At 59.5% G+C, this 20,577-nt stretch carries 16 protein-coding genes; 7 read left to right on the top strand and 9 right to left on the bottom strand.

Features of this window, described 5'->3' with window-relative positions; all coding sequences use genetic code 11:
• Window position 1 precedes the first annotated feature (1 nt).
• Complete coding sequence (locus ABIQ96_RS13085) at window positions 2-625, bottom strand: superoxide dismutase (protein ID WP_348215046.1); 624 nt, start codon at window positions 623-625, stop codon at window positions 2-4.
• Between the two features lie 49 nt (window positions 626-674).
• On the opposite strand from ABIQ96_RS13085, the gene rmuC reads away from it, so the two are divergent.
• The 4 genes from rmuC to rlmN are packed head-to-tail and all read left to right on the top strand — an operon-like array spanning window position 675 to window position 4,197.
• Window positions 675-2,318, top strand: a complete 1,644-nt coding sequence (rmuC, locus tag ABIQ96_RS13080) for a DNA recombination protein RmuC (RefSeq protein ID WP_348215045.1) — start codon at window positions 675-677, stop codon at window positions 2,316-2,318.
• Between the two features lie 43 nt (window positions 2,319-2,361).
• Window positions 2,362-2,658: an antitoxin gene (locus tag ABIQ96_RS13075; RefSeq protein ID WP_348215044.1), complete on the top strand. Its 297-nt coding sequence runs from the start codon at window positions 2,362-2,364 to the stop codon at window positions 2,656-2,658.
• Complete coding sequence (locus ABIQ96_RS13070) at window positions 2,639-3,094, top strand: TA system VapC family ribonuclease toxin (protein WP_348215043.1); 456 nt, start codon at window positions 2,639-2,641, stop codon at window positions 3,092-3,094. Before ABIQ96_RS13075 ends, ABIQ96_RS13070 begins: the two co-directional genes overlap by 20 nt.
• On the top strand, window positions 3,091-4,197 hold the full coding sequence (gene rlmN, locus ABIQ96_RS13065) for a 23S rRNA (adenine(2503)-C(2))-methyltransferase RlmN (RefSeq protein ID WP_348215042.1): 1,107 nt from the start codon (window positions 3,091-3,093) through the stop codon (window positions 4,195-4,197). The genes ABIQ96_RS13070 and rlmN overlap by 4 nt, the downstream gene beginning before the upstream one ends.
• Window positions 4,198-4,203: 6 nt before the next feature.
• On the opposite strand, the gene ABIQ96_RS13060 is transcribed toward rlmN, so the two are convergent.
• On the bottom strand, window positions 4,204-4,539 hold the full coding sequence (locus ABIQ96_RS13060; RefSeq protein WP_348215041.1) for a zinc ribbon domain-containing protein: 336 nt from the start codon (window positions 4,537-4,539) through the stop codon (window positions 4,204-4,206).
• Window positions 4,540-4,643: 104 nt separating this feature from the next.
• Here ABIQ96_RS13060 and ABIQ96_RS13055 point away from each other — a divergent pair, with 104 nt between their 5' ends.
• On the top strand, window positions 4,644-5,978 hold the full coding sequence (locus ABIQ96_RS13055; RefSeq protein ID WP_348215040.1) for a hypothetical protein: 1,335 nt from the start codon (window positions 4,644-4,646) through the stop codon (window positions 5,976-5,978).
• A 128-nt stretch (window positions 5,979-6,106) separates the two neighbouring features.
• Window positions 6,107-10,522: an autotransporter-associated beta strand repeat-containing protein gene (locus ABIQ96_RS13050; RefSeq protein ID WP_348215039.1), complete on the top strand. Its 4,416-nt coding sequence runs from the start codon at window positions 6,107-6,109 to the stop codon at window positions 10,520-10,522.
• Here the strand turns inward: ABIQ96_RS13050 and ABIQ96_RS13045 are convergent.
• The 7 genes from ABIQ96_RS13045 to ABIQ96_RS13015 all read right to left on the bottom strand — a co-directional run bounded on the left by ABIQ96_RS13045 (window position 10,503) and on the right by ABIQ96_RS13015 (window position 18,923).
• Window positions 10,503-11,711 (bottom strand): FAD-dependent oxidoreductase, encoded by a 1,209-nt coding sequence (locus tag ABIQ96_RS13045; RefSeq protein ID WP_348215038.1) that lies wholly within the window; start codon window positions 11,709-11,711, stop codon window positions 10,503-10,505. The genes ABIQ96_RS13050 and ABIQ96_RS13045 overlap by 20 nt on opposite strands.
• Entirely contained in the window at window positions 11,708-11,971 is a 264-nt protein-coding gene (locus tag ABIQ96_RS13040) for a phosphopantetheine-binding protein (protein WP_348215037.1), read from the bottom strand. Before ABIQ96_RS13040 ends, ABIQ96_RS13045 begins: the two co-directional genes overlap by 4 nt.
• An 81-nt stretch (window positions 11,972-12,052) precedes the next feature.
• Window positions 12,053-13,453: an MBL fold metallo-hydrolase gene (locus tag ABIQ96_RS13035; protein WP_348215036.1), complete on the bottom strand. Its 1,401-nt coding sequence runs from the start codon at window positions 13,451-13,453 to the stop codon at window positions 12,053-12,055.
• Window positions 13,454-13,481: 28 nt separating this feature from the next.
• A complete protein-coding gene (locus ABIQ96_RS13030; protein WP_348215035.1) occupies window positions 13,482-14,564 on the bottom strand; it encodes a GNAT family N-acetyltransferase in 1,083 nt (360 codons plus the stop codon).
• Window positions 14,565-14,641: 77 nt separating this feature from the next.
• Window positions 14,642-15,319: a response regulator transcription factor gene (locus ABIQ96_RS13025; RefSeq protein WP_348215034.1), complete on the bottom strand. Its 678-nt coding sequence runs from the start codon at window positions 15,317-15,319 to the stop codon at window positions 14,642-14,644.
• Window positions 15,316-16,950 carry a HAMP domain-containing sensor histidine kinase gene (locus ABIQ96_RS13020; RefSeq protein WP_348215033.1) on the bottom strand — a complete coding sequence of 545 codons (1,635 nt, stop codon included), beginning with the start codon at window positions 16,948-16,950 and terminating at the stop codon, window positions 15,316-15,318. The genes ABIQ96_RS13025 and ABIQ96_RS13020 overlap by 4 nt, the downstream gene beginning before the upstream one ends.
• Window positions 16,947-18,923: an ankyrin repeat domain-containing protein gene (locus ABIQ96_RS13015; RefSeq protein WP_348215032.1), complete on the bottom strand. Its 1,977-nt coding sequence runs from the start codon at window positions 18,921-18,923 to the stop codon at window positions 16,947-16,949. The genes ABIQ96_RS13020 and ABIQ96_RS13015 overlap by 4 nt, the downstream gene beginning before the upstream one ends.
• 239 nt (window positions 18,924-19,162) lie before the next feature.
• Between ABIQ96_RS13015 and ABIQ96_RS13010 the strand changes: the two genes are divergently transcribed.
• A complete protein-coding gene (locus ABIQ96_RS13010) occupies window positions 19,163-20,533 on the top strand; it encodes an IS4 family transposase (RefSeq protein ID WP_348215031.1) in 1,371 nt (456 codons plus the stop codon).
• Window positions 20,534-20,577: the final 44 nt, after the last annotated feature.

Raw genomic sequence — 20,577 nt, 5'->3', positions numbered from 1 at the left:
CTCACTTCGCGAAGTTTTCCGCGACGACATCCCAGTTCACCACGCTCCAAAACGCGGTGATGTAGTCGGGACGGCGGTTCTGATAGTTGAGGTAGTAGGCGTGCTCCCAGACGTCGAGTCCGAGGATTGGCTTGCCGTCGCAGCCGGCGATGGCCGCGCCCATGCACGGGCAGTCTTGGTTCGCGGTGGAGCAAACGGCGAGCGAGCCGTCGTCCTTTTTCACGAGCCACGCCCAGCCGGAGCCGAAGCGGGTGGCACCGGCTTTGGCGAATGCTTCTTTGAAGGCATCGAACGAGCCGAATGCCTTGTCGATGGCTGCTGCGAGATCGCCGGATGGAGCTTTCGCACCACCGGGAGCGATGACTTTCCAGAAGAAGCTGTGGTTCGCGTGACCGCCGCCGTTGTTACGGACCGCGCCGCGGATGTCGTCGGGCACGGAGGCGAGATCGCCGATAAGTTCGCAAAGCGACTTGGCTTCGAGTTCCGGTTTTCCGGCAAGAGCGTTGTTGACGTTGGTGATATACGCTTGGTGATGCTTTGAGTGATGGATTTCCATCGTCTTTGCGTCGATGTGGGGTTCGAGCGCGTCGTAGGCGTAACCGAGTTCGGGAAGTGTGAATGCCATGGGAGTTGAGGAGTTTGGTTTGCGTATCGCCTGACCGTTCGTTACCACGATGGAAATTGGCGACGCTCTCTACGAAACCGAGCCAGCCGCCAGCCGCAAGGACAAAACCATGATTCCTCCAGAACTTAAGCCTTACCTTCCCGAAATCATCACCGCCGTCGTCAGTCTCTTCTTCGGCTGGCTTTTCACCCGCCTCGCAGCTTCCGGAAAAATTGCCGCCGGAGCCGAACGATTGAAGGCGGAGGAACGTCGCGCGGCGGAAATCGAAGCCCGCCTCGCCCACTCCAACGCCGAGTCCGAGCGCAACGAGCAGGACGCCCAGACTTTCCGCAACCAGCTCACCGAAATCCGGTCCCGTCTTGAAACCGAACTCAAGGCCGCCGCCGAAAAACAAGCGCTGCTCGAACGCGCGGAAATCAAGCTGTCCGACACGTTCAAAGCCCTGTCCGCAGATGCCCTCAAGTCCAGCTCCGAGCAATTTCTCCACCTCGCCAAATCGTCGCTCGCCACTCAGACCGAGGAAGCGAAGAGCGAGATCGAGAAGCGCAAGATCGCCATCGAGGCATTCGTGAAACCTGTCGCCGAGTCACTCGGAAAATTCGAGCTGCGCATCGGTGAAATCGAAAAATCCCGCGAAGGCGCCTACTCCGAACTCCGCGAGCAGGTGCGCGCCCTCGGCGAGGGCCAGCTCGGCCTTCAACGTGAAACCGCCTCGCTCGTCAAAGCCCTGCGCCAACCCACCGGCCGCGGTCAATGGGGCGAAATGCAGCTCCGCCGCGTGGTCGAGCTCGCCGGCATGCAGGAACACTGCGATTTCGAAATCCAACACAACTCGACCACCGACGAGGGCAAAAAACTTCGTCCCGACCTCATCGTCCGCCTGCCCGGCGGGAAAACCATCGTCGTCGATTCCAAGACACCGATGGACGGCTACCTCGATGCGTTAGAAGCCACCGAAGACACCGCCCGCGAGGAAGCGCTTCATCGCCACGCCCGCCAGGTCCGCACGCATATCCAACAGCTTTCTTCAAAAAACTACTCCGCACAATTTGCCCAAGCGCCGGAGTTTGTCGTTCTCTTCCTGCCCAGCGAATCCTTCTTCTCCGCCGCTCTCCAAAGCGATCCGGGTCTCATCGAGCGTGGCGTCGATCAAGGCGTGATCCTAGCAACACCAACGACATTGATCGCATTGCTGCGCGCCGTCGCATTCGGCTGGCGTCAGGAATCCATCGCCGAAAACGCCCGTGAGATTTCCCAACTCGGCCGCACTCTCCATGAGCGACTCGGAAAACTCGCCGACCATTTCTCCAAACTCGGCCGTTCGTTAGGCAGCGCCGTGGAGAACTACAACAACGCCATCGGCTCGTTCGAAACCCGCGTGCTCACCACTGCTAGAAAATTCGAGGAACTCAAAGCCGCCCCGGAAGCCGCGACCATCACCAATCTCGAACCCGTCGACAGCACCCCGCGCAGTCTGCAATCCACGAGCAGCGCCCCACCTGCAGCCCTAGCTGCCCTTGCCCGCGCCAGCAAAGTCGCCGCCAGTCACCAGGAACCCGCCACGCTCACTCTCAACACCGAGATCGCCGATGCGCTCCTCGAACCCGCTGCGGAAGACGACTGGGCCTTCGTCCCCTCCCCGCCCGCCAGCGCCCGCAGCGCAGCGGCGGATCTGAGATCGGCGTTGGAGTGAGTGTCGATTTGACACAAAACCAGCTTTATGGAAATATTCCGGCATGAAAACGACCTTGGATTTACCCGATGACCTGATGCGCGAGGCGAAAATTCGCGCCGCCCGTGAAGGGAAAAAGCTCAAGGACATCGTGGAGCACGCACTTCGCATCGGCTTCAATACTCCGGCACCAGCGATAAAAGCGCTGCCTTCGTTTATCAAAGTAAGTCCAGAAGGCTTTCCCTACGTCGAGTGTGGACCGACTGCCCCCGCATCAAAAATGACTACGGAACAGCTCATTCAAATGGAGCAAGACATCATCCTCGCAGAAGACCTCCAACGTGCAGGCATCACTCTTTGATTCGAATATTTGGGTTTCGGTCACTTTCGCCGGTCATCCATTTCATAAACCCGCCAAGACGGAATTACTCCGGGCAACTCGCCGCAACCCCGTCTGCATCACGCGCGCCATCGAACATTCCTGGCTCCGCCTGATCACCACGGCCGCAGTCCAGAAATCTTCCGGTTCGCCGTCTTTCACCAACAGCGACGCCATCGCAACTTTGGAGTTCTGGCTCTCCAATCCCCGCGTCACGACCATCGACGAACCGCCCGGCACCCGCGCCCTCTGGCTCCAACTCGCGGATCGCCCCACCGCCTCGCCCAAAGTCTGGATGGACGCATACCTCGCCGCCTTTGCCATTTCCGGAAATTTACGCTTCGTTACCTTCGATTCTGACTTCAGCCAGTATCGGAACTACGGACTCGAGCTCGAACTCCTCAAACCAGACATTTGAAAACGCCTCTCTCCAACCCGGCACTCCCCGCTCTCACCGGCCAATCTCCCGAATCCCTCGCCGCCTGGCTGAAGGATGCTGGCGAGCCTGCGTTCCGCGCCGCCCAGATCCTCGAATGGGTTTGGAAAAAGAAGGTCACGTCCTACGACGCGATGACGAATCTCCCCGCCGCGCTGCGGGCGAAATTGGCGGAGTCGTTCCGTCTAACCGCACTCGAACACAGCACGACTCAAGGCTCCGCCGATACCACGCGCAAATTTCTCTTTCGTCTGCATGACGGCCGCTATGTGGAAAGCGTAATGATCCCGGCGAACCCGGCGCTTTATGGAGAGAAGTCAGACCGCCGGACGCTGTGTGTTTCCTCACAGGTCGGTTGTGCCTACGGCTGCAAATTTTGCGCTTCAGGTCTCGCGGGTTTCGCACGAAATTTGGATGCATCGGAAATCGCCGGGCAGGTGTTAGCCGCCGAACAGTTATCCGGCGAGCGCGTTGATTCGCTCGTCTTCATGGGCATGGGCGAACCGATGGCCAATCTCGATAATTTGTTAGCCGCCATCTCGCTGATCACCGGCGAAAAGACACTCCACCTCGGCGCCCGCCACCTCACGATTTCCACTTCCGGCCTCGTCCCCCAGATCAAGAAACTCGCTGAGCACCCCCAGCAAATCCGCCTCGCGATTTCCCTACACGGCGCGACCGATGACGTCCGCGAGCAGATCATGCCGATCAACAAAAAGTGGCCGGTCGCCGAGCTGTTCGAAGCGCTCGAATACTGGAACTCGAAAAAGAAACAGCACCTCACGCTTGAATACATCCTCATTCAGGACGTCAACGACTCGCTCGAACAGGCTGCGATCCTTGCAAAAAAGGCGCGCAAACTGGGTGCGAAGGTCAATCTCATTCCCTACAACACTGTCGAGGGACTGGAGTGGAAGCGCCCGCCTAACAATCACTGCAAGGCTTTCCAACAAATCCTTCAGAACGCCGGCGTCACGGCGAACCTCCGTCTCGAGAAAGGCCACGACATCGACGCCGCCTGCGGCCAGCTCCGTCTCAAGCAGGAAACGGCCGAGGGAATCATCGAGGCACCGATGAAGCGCTAGATCTCTTCAGGACAGCCCTCCGCCCGGGAACATTTTCACCGCTTCGTCGATCGCTTTAAGGAAGGCCACGAAAAACGCAATCTGCCCCCAAGTCAGCAGCAGGATGAGGACCGTCGCCACGATTTTCCAATTCCGGTTCATCTGCGGATGCCACCAGACCATCGGCAGCGCCATAGGAGCCACGGTCAGCGCCACCATGATGATGGGCGATGGCCTGAAGTGCCAAGGAAGCTTGATTTCCTGCTGCTGCGGTGGTCTTGAACCATCGAGAAACTCCCCGCAATGTTTGCATTTGATCGCTTCATCCTGGATTTCCTCGGCGCAATAGGGGCACTTTTTCATGACTGGGTTTGATCCCCTTTTCAGAGGTCGGCAGGCGGAATCTATTCCCAATCCTTTGCGATACAACTCTGCATTCGGTCCCGTAAACAGCGGCTCATTCCGCCATGCTCAAAATTGCCCTCATTTGCCTGTTGCCGCTAGCCGCGTTCGCGGTGGAACCGTGCCGGATTGAAATCGTCGACAAGGAGAATGGCTGGCCGGTTCCACTGGTCGAGCTGCGCAGCGTCCACGACACGGTTCACGTCAGCGACAATCTCGGGCTGGTCGCCATCGAGGATCCGGATCTGCTAGATCGTGAGGTTTGGTTCACCATAAAAGGTCACGGCTATGGCGTGTCCAAGGATGGTTTCGGGTTCGAGGGGGTGCGGGCCACGCTGAAGGCGGGAGGAAAATTCCGGATCGAGGTCGAGCGCCGGAACATCGCCAAACGCCTCGGCCGTCTCACCGGCGCGGGACTTTTCGCTGAAGGGGAAAAACTCGGGATTCCCCCGCTGCTGCCCGAAACCGGAGTCTTCGGCTGCGATTCCGTGCTCACCGCGAAATTCGACGGCAAACTTTTCTATCTGTGGGGTGACACCATCCAGCCCGGTTATCCGCTCGGCATTTACAACTCCACCGCCGCCACTGTGCCGTTGGAACCCTTGAAAAAATTCGAACCGCCACTGGCGATGCCGTTCACCCATTTCCGCGATGACAAGGGCAAGCCGCGCGGCGTGGCTGAGATTCCCGGCGACGGCCCGACTTGGCTCGGCGGCATGATTTCCTTCGACGACAACCATCTCGGTGCGACCTACTCGAAGATCAAAGGCCATCTTGAGGAATACGAAACCGGCCTCTGCGTGTGGGACGCGGCTTCTCAAAAATTCCTCCCGGAAAAAGTTCTTTGGAAAAAATCCGATGGCCAGAAACCCATCACGCTCCAGGGACATCCGGTTCGTTGGAAAGATCCCGAAGGAAAGAGCTGGCTGCTTTTCGGAGATCCCTTTCCGACCGCGCGTTGCCCGGACGATTTCGAATCGTGGAAAAATCCGGCCACTTGGGAGAGAATTCCCAAAGCCGACAATCCCCGCACCGCCGCCGACAACTCCGAAGTCCAGGCACATCGCGGCTCCATCGCGTGGAATGCATTCCGCAGGCGTTGGATCGCCGTTTTTACCCAGAATTTCGGGAAGCCATCCACCTTCGGAGAAATCTGGTATGCCGAAGCCGATTCCCCACTTGGCCCTTGGGTGTCGGCGGTGAAAGTCCTTACTCATGACAACTACACCTTCTACAACCCGAAAATCCAAAACGACCTGACTCCGGAAAACGCCCCGTTCATTCTTTTCGAAGGCACCTATACCGCCGAGTTCGCCGACCATGCATCACCGACGGCGCGCTACAATTACAACCAGATCCTCTACCGTCTCGATCTCGACGATCCCAAGCTCAGGCACTAGCGAACGGCAATCGGAGAGCCCAATTCCCTATTGAAACAGGTAGGTAGGCAAATCGGCATTTCCCGGCGATTTTACCTGTCCACCTTCCAACCCACCTCGGGAAGGCCTGGCCTGAAAATCCACCGCGCATGACGTTTCTGAAGATGATGATGGTACAAGGCTCGCTTGCCTTGGGCGGATTATGCCTGCTCCACGGTCAGGCCGCCGTCGAGCCGCGCGCTCCCAACTGGACACCCACCAGCATTCTCACCTGGAGTTCGGCCACCGATGCGGACGCCCCCTACAATCGCAGCCTCGTCCCGTTGGCCACTCGCTTCGCTCCGCCGACAGTCGCAGAAAATGCGGCGCTCAATGCGGCGCTGAACCTGAATCCACATGCCAGAACGAAGGAAGGTCGCGTGATGCCCCTGGTAGCCTTTGATGGATGTCCCTCGCAGGGAGCAAGAACCGCCCGCTATTACGCGCCGACGTCGTGGCAATACATCGACAACATGACCTACTGGGGAAGCTCGCGGCCCGGTACCCGCTACATCGCCGCGCCGCCGGCGCATGTCATCGATGCGGCGCATCGCAACGGGGTGCCCATCATGGGCAATGTCTTTTTCGTCTGGAACGGCTCCACGGACAACGCCACGCTGCAAGGCGTTAGAGACTTGCTACAATACACCGGCACAGCGCCGAACAAGGTTTTCCCCGTGGCTGCAAAGATGATCGAGGCGGCGACTTATTTCAATTTCGACGGCTGGTTCATCAATCAGGAAAACTATCAGACCAACGCCACCGACGCGCAGAACATGCGCGACTTCATCGTCTACTATCGCGCCAACGCCCCGGCGAACCAGAAGATCATCTGGTATGACGCGATGGCGGAAAACGGCAGCCGTTCGTTCCAAAACGCCCTCACCACAACCAACGACGGCTACATGAAGGAGGGGACAACCCTGCGCGCCCACACGATGTTCATGAATTTCTGGTGGTGGAATTCCAACAATCTGGCGAACTCCCGGACCCTAGCCCAAAGCCTCGGACTCGATCCCTACGACTTCTATGCGGGCATCGATACGGAGAGTCGTGGTGACAGTGGCTACGTGCCGGACCCCAACCAGGCAAACAACGTCACGCTGGATTGGGAACGCGTCTTCCCGGAAGGCCAGGCGCACCGGGTGTCGCTCGGCATCTATCGACCGGAGTGGACGTTCAACTATGCCTCCAACTCGGATCCGTCCGACGCCATCAAACGCGAAATCCGCTACTGGTGCGGCCCGGCATCCGATCCTGCCATCACCGTCAACCATGCGGCCTATCCGACAGCGAGCTGGCCCGGCATCGCCCACTACATCCCCGCGAATTCGCCGGTCATGGCGAAACCATTCGTCACCCATTTCAACCTCGGCCAAGGCACTCAGGCCGCGGTCAACGGCACGATCAGCACGTCGGGCCCGTGGACGAATCTCAGCACGCAGGATGTCCTTCCCACTTGGAAATGGAACGTGGTGAGCACCGGAACGAAGCTGGTCCCCGCCTTCGATTTCAGCGATCCCTACTACGGCGGCACATCATTGAAAATCACCGGCGATCTGAATGCCACCAATGACATCAAACTCTATCAAACCAGTCTCAGCGTCGCCGCCAATACGAACCTCCAGTTGATCTACAAACGCGGAGCCACGGGAGCAACGGCCATGCAGGTCGGGCTGGCATTCGAAGACGCGCCGGCGACGTTCGTTTACCTCGACGTCGGCACCTCGGCCAGCACCGGCTGGAATACCACCAATTTTCCGTTAGCCACGTATGCGGGGAAAAAGATCGTTCTGATTTCGCTGCGATTCACCAATGCCAGTACGATCACCGGTTACAGCATGAAGCTCGGACGGCTCGCCGTTTTCGACGGCGCGGCGGTCGTCCCTACCGCTCCCTCCAACGTGTTGGTGGAGGCCATGAACAGCGTGGACGTGGATACAGTGAGCCTGCGGTTGAAATGGACCGTTTCTCCCGACGCACTCCGTCAATACAACGTTTATATCCGCCACGCGAACAACACGCTGACATGGGCGGGAGCCTGTTTGAACAATGTCTATTTCCTGCCCGCGGGCCGCCGCATCAACTCGGAAACTACTTATAAAATCGAGATCGAGGCGGTCAGCCCCACCTTCGGAGCATCGACCCACGCCGTCAGCGCGGACGTCACACTTCCTGCCGCCCCACCGCTAACAGCGCCTTTCATCACCTCCTACAGCCCTTTCACCGGAGCGACCAATATCGGCACGAGCGGCACATGGGGCGGCACCGCGACCCGTGACAAGACTTACGACAACAGCACCAGCACCACCTTCGACTCCACCGACGCCGATGCCAACACCGCGTGGTCGGGACTTGACCTAGGCGATGGCAACGGACGCGAGGTTCGGGCTATCAGTTACTACCCGAGATCCGGATGGTCATCGCGCATGGTCGGCGGGAGATTCGAAGGTTCCAACGTCGCGGATTTCAGCTCGGGCGTGACGCTGCTGGCCACCGTCGATGTGACACCGCAGGAAGGTATCTACACCACCATCGCGATCAATAATCCGACCGTGTTTCGCTACGTCCGCTACCTCACACCCGGCGGCGGCCATTGCAATGTTGGCGAGGTGAAATTCTACGGCCCACCGAATTTCGCCGGCACCACCATGACTTGGGACAGCGGAAACACTGGTAACGGCGCGACAATCAATCCGGCAGCAGGGCTCTGGAACACGCTCGCACAAAACATCCCTTGGAACGGTGGAGCTTCTAACTACCCCTGGGTCAACGGCATCGAAGCCAACTTCGGCGGCTCGGATGGCGCGGCTGGCGCCTACCCGATCACCGTCGCCGCCGACGGGATCACCGCGACCAATCTCAATTTCACCAACTCCGGCTACACGCTCTCAGCGACGAGTGCCAGAAACCTCAACCTCACCGGCAAGATTCTCGTCGCCACCGGGAAGAATGGGACCATCGGAAATTCACTCGCCGTTCTCTACACCGCCAGCACCGTCTTCACGATCGGAGGCCCGGGCACCTTGAACATCGCGGCAGGCGCGACGGTGGCGAAAACCGGAACCAACAACCTGCAGGTTTCAGGAAATGGCACGGTCGTGAACGTCGCCGGAACACTCTCGCGCACCGGAAACGGCGTCGGGTCCAACAGCATCCGCATCGGAGCGGTCTCAGGAGACAATGCCACCGTCAATATTCCCACCGGCGGTATTGTTTCCCATGACTGCACCAACAACCGCATCGAAATCGGCTACCTCGGCGAGGGCACGGTCAATGTTCAGGGCGGCACTTTGCAGGCGATCAACGGCGGCGCGATCCTCGTCGGCGCGAGCGGTGTGAAAGGCACCCTCAACCTAACCAGTGGCAGCATGACCTCGGTAGGTGACATCGTCGTCGGCAATGTCGCGGAGGGAATCCTGAATGTATCTGGCGGCTCGGCGAGCATCACCGGCACGGTCGCGCAGCGTCTCGTAGTTTCGGTCGCAGGTCCAGGGACGGTAAACCTCTCTGGCGGCTCAGTCGATATCGCAGGCCCCGCCGGGGTGAATTTCGGATCCACCACGGGGAGCACCGGAACCGGAATTCTCAACTTGGACGGCGGCACGCTTTTCACCCAAAAGATCAGCAAAATCGCAACCGCTGCCGGATCCTCCGCCGTTTTTAATTTCAATGGCGGCACCCTCAAGGCCCGCGGCGACAACGCCGCGTTCATGACCGGCCTCGACACCGCCAACGTCCACAACGGGAGCGCACTCATCGATACCAACGGAGCCAATGTCACCATCGCCCAGGCGTTGGTCCACAGCACGCTAGCCGGCGCGAATGCAAAAGACGGAGGTCTCGCCAAATCCGGCAACGGAACCCTCACTCTCGGCAACGCCAACACCTACACCGGCGATACTCAGGTCCAGGCCGGAGAACTCGTCCTCGGGACCGCTTCACTGAATGACTCCGCGACTGTCCGCATCGCATCCGGCGCGACGTTGAAACTCGCCTACGGCGGGCCCGACATCATTGGCAGCCTGTTTTTGAATGGCGTCCAGGTCCTGCGCGGCACCTACGTCCCCCAAGGCAGCGCCACACCCGGCATCCAGACACCGCGCCTGACCGGAACCACGGGAAGCCTGGTCGTCCTAACCGACACGTTCGCCACCGCTTTCGATTCCTGGGCAAGCACGCTTCCCGCAGGCAAACGGGCCCGTCAGGATGATGCGGATGGAGACGGTTTCACCAATCTTGAAGAATTCCTCTTCGGCACCGCCGCGACTTCACCCGACCCGTCTCTCACGCAGTTCAACCGCAGCGGCGGAAATCTGATCGTCACGTGGAAGGAACTCAATATCGACGCGGCCTATCAGCTTCAGGAGAGCTCCACGCTCTCGGAAACAACATGGCCGGTTAGTCCGGTCGTTCCGACCATTCCCGATCAAACCGGCGTCCCCGCGAACTACACGCTGAAGCAAGCGGTCGTCCCCGTCGATGGCAGCCGCAAATTCATCCGAGTCAGGGGTGCCGAAAACTAGCCGCCGCACGCCCGGCCGCTTCGCCGGTCGCAAAACAAGTGCCCATCACGCGGATGGAAGCCTGCGCTTCGTGATCCGCGGAAATGCAGCGTCCCGCTACGAACAGTCCATCCATGCCCACCGGCTTCAGGCATCTCAAGGGGATTCCCGCAGGTTGGTTTTCCTTGGGAAAACGCAACTTCGGACCGCGTGCGGTTTCACGGAATTCCATGGGCCAGGTTGCCAAAGCGACCTCGTCCTCGAAGCGATTTCCAGCCAACAGGTCAGATCCGGTTAGAACATATTCTCCGATCCAGCGGCGACTCTCGCGGACCCCGGCCCGCACCGGCCACTGACTGACGTAGGATCCATTCCAAATCACGGATTTGCCGGCAAGCCACGCCACCGTTTTCGCGGCGATCGAACGGCCCAGGATTTCCAACTGCGTCAAACACCTCGCATCGAACGGATCATAATTTTCTCCGCCCGAGAGATCCAGCGTGCCGAAAATTTCGCTGTCGCGACCCGAAGAACGGAAGGTCAGCCCCATCGCGTCCCGCGGCACGCAGCCCTCGCGGATTCCTTCCGTGATCAATCCCGCGGTTTCCAATCGCTCCGAGTCACCCAGCAATCCACCCGGTCGGTGAACTCCGAAAACGTAGGCCGGCCGCTGCAAACGCGGCGCGTCCACCATCGCGGAGTCCAGACCTAACATTGCAGCCGCAGTGGCATCCCCCGAGGCATCGACCAAGGCGCGGGCGGTCAGTGATTGCGCTCCAGACCGTCCGGAAATTCCGATATTCCAATCCGACTCACGGGAAATGGAAGTCACCTCGCTGTGCAACCGGAGCTCGATCATCGGCTCCGCGGAAATCAATTCGTCCGCGATCCGCACGAACTCGACCGGGTGTTGCGGCAGCACGTCCACCCGTCCCATACGGACCGGGCCGATGCCCGTTGCGGCGATCATCCGCTCCGCCATTTCGCTGGCAAAACCGGGATTCGCAAGGACCGCGCCCGGTTCATCGCGCAGCAGGTAGAGTCCGCAGAACGAATGCACGAGAGAAGCCGTGCCCATGCCGCCAAGATAACCGTGGCGCTCTATCAAAAGTGTCCGCGCTCCCTGCCGGGCTGCGGTGACGGCGGCGGCAAGACCCGCGCTTCCTCCGCCAATGACCGCAACGTCGAAGGTCTCGCGCGCTGACTTCATGAAGTCTTCACGGCGATCAACGCCGCCAAGGTCGTCGGCGTCGCGAGATTCGCGCGCGTCAGATCCTCAGGCCCGAGCTCGACCTCGAAGCGATCCTCCACAGCCACGACCAACTGCATCACTGCCATCGAATCCAATCCGGCTGTAAACAAATCTCCATCTTCGGGAAAATCCCAGTCCAACTCCAAAACCCCTTCGTCATTCAACCAATCGATCAATTCCGTGGGGGACGGTGAATTCTTATTCTTCGAGACTGCCATGTGCGAAAACGGTGCGATGAGCTTTCACCCGCTTCAAGCGGAAAGACGGGTAAAATTCGATTTGCAGGCGACTCCCGGATTTCAGAACTCCACCTCGCTGCCGAGCACCGCGATTTCGATCGATCCGTCGTGCAGCGGCACCAGTGCGTCCCGCAGTTTCACGGCGCTGTCCGGCTCGCCATGCACGAGCCAGACGCGGGATTTCGGCCCGGTCATTCGTTGGAAATAGTCCAACAGCTCCGAGTGATCCGCATGGCCGGAGAACGAATCGATGATCTCGATTTTCGCCCGCACCTTGTAGCGCCCGCCAAGGATCGGCACTTCCTTCTCACCATCGCGGATGCGGCGGCCGAGCGTATTGTCCGCGCAGTAACCGACGAACAGCACCGTGGTCTTCGGGTCACCGATATTGTTTTTCAAATGGTGCAGAATGCGACCCGCCTCGCACATGCCGGATGCGGAAATGATGATCGCCACCCCTTCGATGTCGTTGAGCGCCTTCGATCCGTTGACCGACCGCACCAATGTTAGATTTTCGAAGCCGAACGGGTTGTCGCGTTCGAACAACGATTCGTAGACTTCCTGATTGAACGCGTCGGGATGTAATCGGTAAATCTCCGTCGCGCTGACCGCCAGCGGACTGTCCACATAAACGGGAAGCGCGGGAATTTCCCCGCGTTCGAAAAGCTCGTGCAGCACGAACAGCAATTGTTGGGTCCGTTCGACGGCGAACGCCGGGATCAGGATTTTCCCACCACGCCCGGCCGCCTGACGGATGATCTCCCCGAAGTGATCGCCATAGCCCGGAGGCGCTTCATGCTCGCGTCCGCCGTAAGTACTTTCCATCAGCAGGAAGTCGACATCCTTCACCGCCACCGGATCGCGCAGGACTTCGTTGCCTCCCCGTCCGACGTCGCCGGAAAAGAGGAACCGCTTGTTTTTTCCATCCGCCTGATCGTGGATTTCCAGCAAAACCTGCGCGCTGCCGAGGATGTGCCCGGCATCGATGAAAGTCACGGTGACTCCGTCGGAAACAAGGATCGGGCGGTCGTAGCTGACCGTCACGAACTGGCGCAGGCAATGCTCCGCGTCCTGCTCGTTATAGAGCGGCACGGCGGGTTCGAGGCCCTCCTTCTTCCGGTGCTTGTTGACCCATTCGATGTCGCTCTCCTGGATGCGCGCGCAGTCGGCGAGCATGATCTGGCAAAGATCCCGCGTCGCGTGGGTTGCGTAGATGTTGCCGGTGAAACCTTTGGTCGTTAGATTCGGCAGATTTCCGCTGTGGTCGATGTGGGCGTGCGAAAGGATCACGACGTCGATCGATTTCGGATCAAAATAGGGAAAACAGCAGTTCACATCATAGGCGTGCTTGCGGGATCCCTGATAGAGCCCGCAGTCGAGCAAGATGCGCTTGCTGTTCACTTCGAGCAGATGCTGCGAACCGGTGGTGGTGCCGGCGGCACCGCAGAATTTCATTTTCATGGGTTTGAGGGTGAAATCGAACTTTCGATCACCCTAACCTAAGCGAAAAAACCAAAGAGTCACGCCCGCTTGCTTCAAATTGTTCGCGACGTTTTCTCGGCAGATCCTCCACCGTTGCCGGGATGTAACCGAGTCTCCCGGTGAAAAAATCCGCCGCGCGGTTGCTCAGCGCGAAAACTCGGGGAATCCCGCGCTCGCGGGCGATTTTCTCCACGTGCCGGACCAGATCGATGCCGTATCCCCTGCCCTCGTGCGCCTGCTTCACGTACAGGCAGGCGACTTCCGCACAACCTTCCTCGACATATTCATGGAGCGCCACGCAGCCCACCACGTTGTCGTCGATCGCCATAACGTGAAAATCCTCGACCCGCGACTGGATGTCCTCGTAGGTCCGCTCCACCAGTTTCGTCCGCCTCACCGAGCGGCCGATCATTCCTAACAACTCCGGAATATCCTCCTCGCGCAGGTCGCGGATCAACCGATAGCTGTCGGCGTGGATCATCGTGCCGACGCCTTCGTTGGAAAACAGTTCGTCCACCAACACGCCCTGCTGGCGGCCATTGAGAACATGCACCCGTGGCACCCCGTGTTTGCAGGCCGCCGCCGCGGCGAGCAGCAAAGCGGCTCCGGCGGTATCCGTCCGGCCCACGAGCGACTCCGCATCCGCCGCGCGGATCGCATGGGCAGGTGCGCCGTCGATGAGGATCGCATCCTCTAGCAACGTGATGATCTTCGCCACGCCAATGCGTCGGGCAAAGTCCACCACGGGAAAATCCAGCGGCCCGGTCGCCGAGGCGTCGATCACCGCCGACTGACCGCGGGCCAGGATTTCCATCGTCTCCTTCACCGCAAGCTGATCAGTGATCGGGTGGGAAACGCGGGCAGCCATGATTTCGCATTCCAGCGTCCAGTCAAAGAGATCCTTCAAATCCCCGCCCAGAACCCCGAGCACAAGCTTCACGCCGAGGTCCTCAAGCACCGCAAGGTCGAGCAACGACTCCGCGACCGCGGGTTCCGGCAGGATGCCAGCCTCGATGAGCACGAAGAAGATCTTCCCGCGGAATTGAGGAATGTATTGGAGAACCTCCCGAACGTCACTTTGCTGCGCCACGGCCTTTTCCTACCAAACCCACGCGCCCCCGCAAGCGCGGGGACTACCGGAGCGCGGAATTTATTCCGCCCGAAGTTTCAGCGATCCAACCGATACCCGATTCCACGAACCGTAACAAGGTGGCGCGGATTGGCGGAATCGGATTCGAGCTTGGCGCGGAGAGTGGTGATGAAATTGTCGATCGTCCGGGTGCTGGGATAAGCGTGATACCCCCAGACGACATCGAGAAATTTTTCGCGGCTGACAGCCTCGCCGGAATTCGCAGCGAGAAGACGGAGCATGCCGGACTCCTTGTCGGATAGAGAATGTTCCTGCCCGCCGCGGGTGACAAGGCAACGGCGGAAGTCGATGGTGGCGGTGCCGATTTCAAGGAGATCCGGGACGGACTGATTCCTTTCCCGACGCCGGAGCAGGGCCCGGATTCTGGCTAACAGCTCCTTCAGACTGAAAGGCTTCATCAGATAGTCGTCCGCGCCGCTGTCGAGACCTTCGACGCGGTCATCCACCTGGCCCTTGGCGGTGAGCATGAGGACCGGCATATCACGGCCGCGTTGGCGCAGCGCCTTGCAGACGGCGAATCCGTCGAGACCGGGCATCATCACGTCCAACAAGATGAGGTCGAAGTCTCCGGTACAGGCCATTTCCAAACCAGCGATGCCGTCCGCCGCAGATTGCACGCGATAGCCCTCTGCCGCGAGGGTTTCAACCAGCGCAGTGCGCATGGGGACTTCGTCTTCGATGATGAGGAGTTTCATGGAATAGGTCCTGTAGGTCTAATAGGACATGTAATGGTGAAAACACTGCCTTTCACGGCAATCTCCAAGCTCACTTTCCCGCCATGCGCCTCGGCCACCGCTTTCACCAAACTCAGGCCGATGCCGGTGCCTTGCGTTTCGCGGCGGAGCTCGCTGCCGAGTCGATGGAATTTCTCGAAGATCCGCTGATGCTCGGCAGACGGGATGCCGGGACCTTCGTCGGCGATCCGGAGTTTCCACAATGTGTCATCGCCGCTCAGGGAAATCTCCACCCGCGAGCTTGCGGGGGAAAACTTGATCGCGTTGTCCAATAGGTTCACCAACGCCTGTTGAATGGCCCCAGGATCGACATTCGCTTCGACCGGCGGAATCGCACCACCGGAAACAAGAGCGATGGATTTTTCCGCGGCAAGCGGCTTCATGATTTCAAGCGTCTCGGCCACCAATGCGCCGAGATCGCAGTGCTCGAAATGCCAGCTCTTCCGCCCTTGCTCGATGCGGGCGAAATCGAGCACGTTTTCTATCAGCGTGGAAAGCCGCGCTCCTTCGCGGGAAATGAGGCGGTGGAAATCTCGGACGGTGGCGGGTTCGATTTTCTCCGCATTCAGGGCGTCCGCCATCAACCGGATGGAAGCGACAGGCGCGCGGAGTTCGTGGGAAACGCTGGCGACGAAATCGCTTTTCATGGCATTCAGACGGCGCTCGCGTTCGACGGTACGGTGGATCAGCACCAATGCCCCTGCGGAAATCGCCACGGCGAAAGCCAGCAAGGCCAGCGTCCATTGCGCCTGTTGCCGGGCCGCGGCTTCAAAGAGTGCGGGGCGGACGGCGATGATCTTCAATTGGCAATCCTTCGCGAAATGGACAGGCAGCGACGCCATGACTTCACTGTTGGCCGGTGGCGGCCTCGCAGCATGCCACCCTTCGATTGATAGATCGAGCTCGGCCCAAGCCGGGAGCCGCTTGGCGGCGGTGGCAATGGAGAGTTGCAGGTGCGCTGGATCGAGGAAACTGAGTTGCTTACCATCGGAAGCGAGCCACCAGGTCCCGTCGTCGGCGTCGATCCATTTCCCTAACGAATCCACCGCGGGATGCAGCCGGAGAATGGCGCGCGCCCGTTCGCCAGCCGACCAGAGCCCGAGTGCTTTTGTGTCTCCGGTAGACGAGGCGACATCCCCAAGAATACGAGCGGTGAGAACGGACGGAGCGGTCGTGGTGACTAGAGCGATTAGATCCGGAGCACCGGCCGGGTCGGCATTGAGTTCGTAGAGACGAATCCCGGCCAACACTCTTCGCGGCAATCCGGCGGGCGAAAGACCCGCGTCAGGATCGTCGCGCAATCGCAGCAAGGCGGCGGGATCTTTTCCCTCCAGCACGGCATCGGCGGGAGACGCGATGCCCGGCACTGGAGGATCAGGGAAAAGCCGAGCGATTTCCACCGCAGAGGCGAGTTGACGGGAAAGAACTTCCTCCGCCACCAGGGCGGAGACACCAGCCTCCTCCCGTGCCGACGACCACGCGGCCTTCACCTGTGCCCGAGTGCCGATCCATGCCAGACCTCCTAACACCAGCAACGGCAGCAGCACGGCCAGCGTGAGCCAGCGCAAGGAGGATCCGGGACGGAGGTTCATTGGGCAGGAACCGGTCCTGGTTGAGGCTGTGGCGGCCTTACTCGTGGTCTGGGCACTTGTAATTGTTCTGCCGGGACCGCCGGAACCTCGGGTGCCTTTACTCTCTTTTGCAGCGCGTCCTTCACCTCCCGGCTCCAATTCTGTGTAATGTTGTTGGCCATGCGTTTGACACCCCGCTTCTCCAGGATGTCACCCCATTCAAGTTTTGGAAACGCCGTGGCCGCGTCCAGCCGAAGGATCGCGATTTCCTTCATGCCAGCCTCTGTCTTCCGAATAAGAGCGAATTCCGAGAAATCCTTGATTAGCGCATTCAAGGAACGCATTTCTTCATCCAGCAGCCACTCTTCCAACATCGGCGGCGCGACTTCATCTGGTGATGACTTTGCAATGCGTTCAAACCTAACATCCCTATCGAAATCAACGATGCGAATGGATTTCTCCGCTGCCCATCGTGGATAGGAGTATCTCCGTGTCAGCCGTTCCCGAATCAACGGGTCAGCATCTGAAAATCCGGCCTTGTCCCATTCAGCATCCACCTTGCTACCCCGCTCAATGAGCAATTCCATGCCTTGCCATACTTTTTCGGGATCACGGCGATTCTCCGAGGGAGAAACGCGTCTACGATTGCTTCCGGTGAGCGCCCAGAATTCGAGGATCGATTGATTCTCGATTTTTGGAGGGTTCGGCTCGGCACCATAATCCAACAGCAGTTGGGTCATTTCGAAATTTCCGCGGGCACGGTGAAGAATCGTCGAGCTGAGAGAGGATTTCCGGGCTTTTTTGGCTTCAAGCAGAAGCTTCACGGTTTCAACCGAGCCATTCGTGACCGCGAGTTCCAGCGGCGTGACTTTCCCGGGATACCCCCGCCAGCCTTGATCCTCGCTGTCCAGAGCATCGACACTTTCGACGTCTGGATTGGCACCGAGGTCGAGCAGGCGCTTGACCAATCCAAGGGCATTCCCGGAGAAGCCGGCAGCAAGCCAAAGCGGCGTGATCCCGCCGCGTGGTTCGGCGAGATTCACGTCGGCCTTATGGTCCAGGAGGAGATCGATCATTTCCGGTTGCTTGGTAACGATTGCCGCATGCAGGGGGGCTCCCGCAAAAGGGTATTGTGAATCACTCGGCAGGCTGATTCTCATCTCCTTTGGCATGAGGTTGACGTCCGCGCCGTTTTCGACGAGCAGGCGCGCCGCATCCGGATTCTTGGAATACACCGCTTTCAGCAAAGGAGTGGAAACATACGGGCTGACTGAAATCACGCCGTTCGGAGGAGCCCCGGCAGCGAGGAGAGTCTTCACGATTTCCAGATTGTTGGAGACTATTGCGCCTTCGAGCACACCTGCTCCAAACCCACCCTCAGGCTTGCCTCCGCGGGCGATCAGCATTTTCACGATCGAAAGGTGCCCCGTCCGGGCGGCATCATACATCGCTCCCATGTCAGGAATTCCAAGATCCAACAGAAATGCTACAGGACGCTCCCATCCCTTTTCTACGGCTTGCCTGAGAACTTCCGGTTTACGAAGCAAATCCGGGCTGGTCCTGGCGAGCTTCTGCAGCCGGAGGAGTTCCAGGGATTCCTCGTCGACAGGTTGATCCGGATTCTCGTGGGTAAGAGGTTCCCCACCCAAGGCGGCGAGGTTTTCGCGGGCGAGTTTGGTTTCCGTGGCCGCGCCGGGGAATTCGGCGAGCAGGCGCTGATAGAGCTTGATGGCGTCGTCCTTGCGGTCCTGTTTCCGGCGGACCTCCGCGAGGCGGAACAACGCGGACGCGGCGAAGTCACGTTGTTCGGCATAGCGGGCGAGGACTTGCTCGTAGTGTTTGGCCGCCTCCTCGGGATCGCGGGTGACTTCCTCGGCGTAAAGTCCGTCGCGCAACAGTTCCTTCAAGGGTGGCTCCTCGGCATGAACCTGGCTGCACAAAATCGCGGCCGGAAGGATCCAGCGAAGGGTTCGGGAAAATGGGTTCGTCTGCATGGCCGTGATTCAATCCGCTTTCCCGATAGGGATTGTCATGGATTCGTCATGGTTTCCATGAAATTTGTCTGGTCATCCCAAGAGCACTTGGAACGGTTGTATGTAGTTCAACCCTTTAGGGTGTCTTCATTGTCGCGCGCCAAAGACACCCTAAAGGGCAATGCCTTTAAGGATTCAACCAGCTGTCTAACAGCGCGTTTTGCACTGGTACTTTTAAAACAGATGTTTTGATTGGGTGGGTGTCTGACCCATCCATCTCCCACCTGCCGTTTTTCAGCGACTTCTCGCGACGTTTCTCCGAACTGTTGAGTGAAGCCTCTTGCCAGCTTATTTTCGCCCTCCACGGCCCGCGCGGCGGTGGAACCAGCAAACTAACCCGTTGGCAATGGATCATGGCCAGGGTCTATCATGAGTTCGCCAGATCCGGCACCTTCTCCGCCAACGTGAAAACCATCACCCGAGTCGCCATTTCCGACAGCGCCCTGAGCCAGCGCGCCCTCTCCATCGGCTGGAAGCTCATCGATGAAATCCTGCCGGCGGTGTTGCGGCCGCTCGCGGAGCCTGCCCGTCATCCCGGCGCGTTCCACCGCGGCTACCGTCTGCTGGCCTTCGACGGCACCCGTTTCAACCTGCGCAACACTCCGGCCATCAACGCGGAAGCCATCAAACAGCGTGGCAACAAGGGCGACGGCGTACCCGCTTTCGCCCATCTGCTGGGCGTGGTGCTCGTCGAACTCGGCCTTCATCAACCCCTCGCCGCAGCCTTCGGTTGGCAGGGAGAGGGCGAGCTGACCCTCGCCCGTCAGATCTTCTCCCGCCAGGCCCTGCCGGACGGCTGCCTGATCCTTGCCGACCGGCTCTTCGGTCTCCCCTCGCTGATCTGGGAACTCATGCCGCTGCTGGAAAAATCCGCCGGAGCCGTGCTTTTCCGGGTCAAATCCAACCTCAAGGTCAGCCGCGTGAGCCAGCTCACCGACGGCACATGGCTGGTGCGCGTCCCCGTGATCAAGCCCGGCACCCGTCAGCAGATCGGGACCCTTCTCTTGCGTGAAATCCACGCGGACATTCATTACGAAGGAGCGGCCAACCCCTTGGCGATGAGGCTCTGGACCACCCTGCTTGATGAAAAGGAACACCCCGCAAGCGCCCTGATGGAGCTTTACGCCTGCCGCTGGGAGGAGGAATTGTTTTTCCGCGAACTCAAAAGCCATCTTCATGGACGCAACAACCAGCTGGACGCGCAGACTCCTGGCACCGCCGCGCAGGAAGTGCTGGCGATGCTGCTGGCAGCGTCCCTCGTGGCGATGCAACGCGAGGTGGTGGCCGATCGCGCAGGCGTGGAGATCCTGCGGATCAGCTTTGCAAAAGTCCTGCACAAGACCGCCGCGCTGTGCGAACTATTGGCGGTGGGCGGCGATCTGATAGGTCCCGAAGCGCTGGCGCAGTGGATCGAACGGATTCTCGACGACCTTCAAACCAGCGCCGTGATCCAGAAACGCAAGCCACGAAGTTGCCCGCGAACGCTGAGACAACCAATCAAAGACTGGCCCAAGACAAAAATCGCCAGCTCAAGACCCCTCCTGAAAACCATCATCTTCACGAATCCTTAAAGGCATTGCCCTTAAGTGGAAATGCCAAAAAGCGGGCGTGCCGG

Origin of the sequence: Luteolibacter sp. (assembly GCF_039920825.1) — a bacterium.
In the GTDB taxonomy this organism is placed as follows: Bacteria; Verrucomicrobiota; Verrucomicrobiia; order Verrucomicrobiales; family Akkermansiaceae; genus Luteolibacter.
Note: the sequence above shows the minus strand (reverse complement) of the source record. Positions and strands in the feature narration are given on the sequence as shown.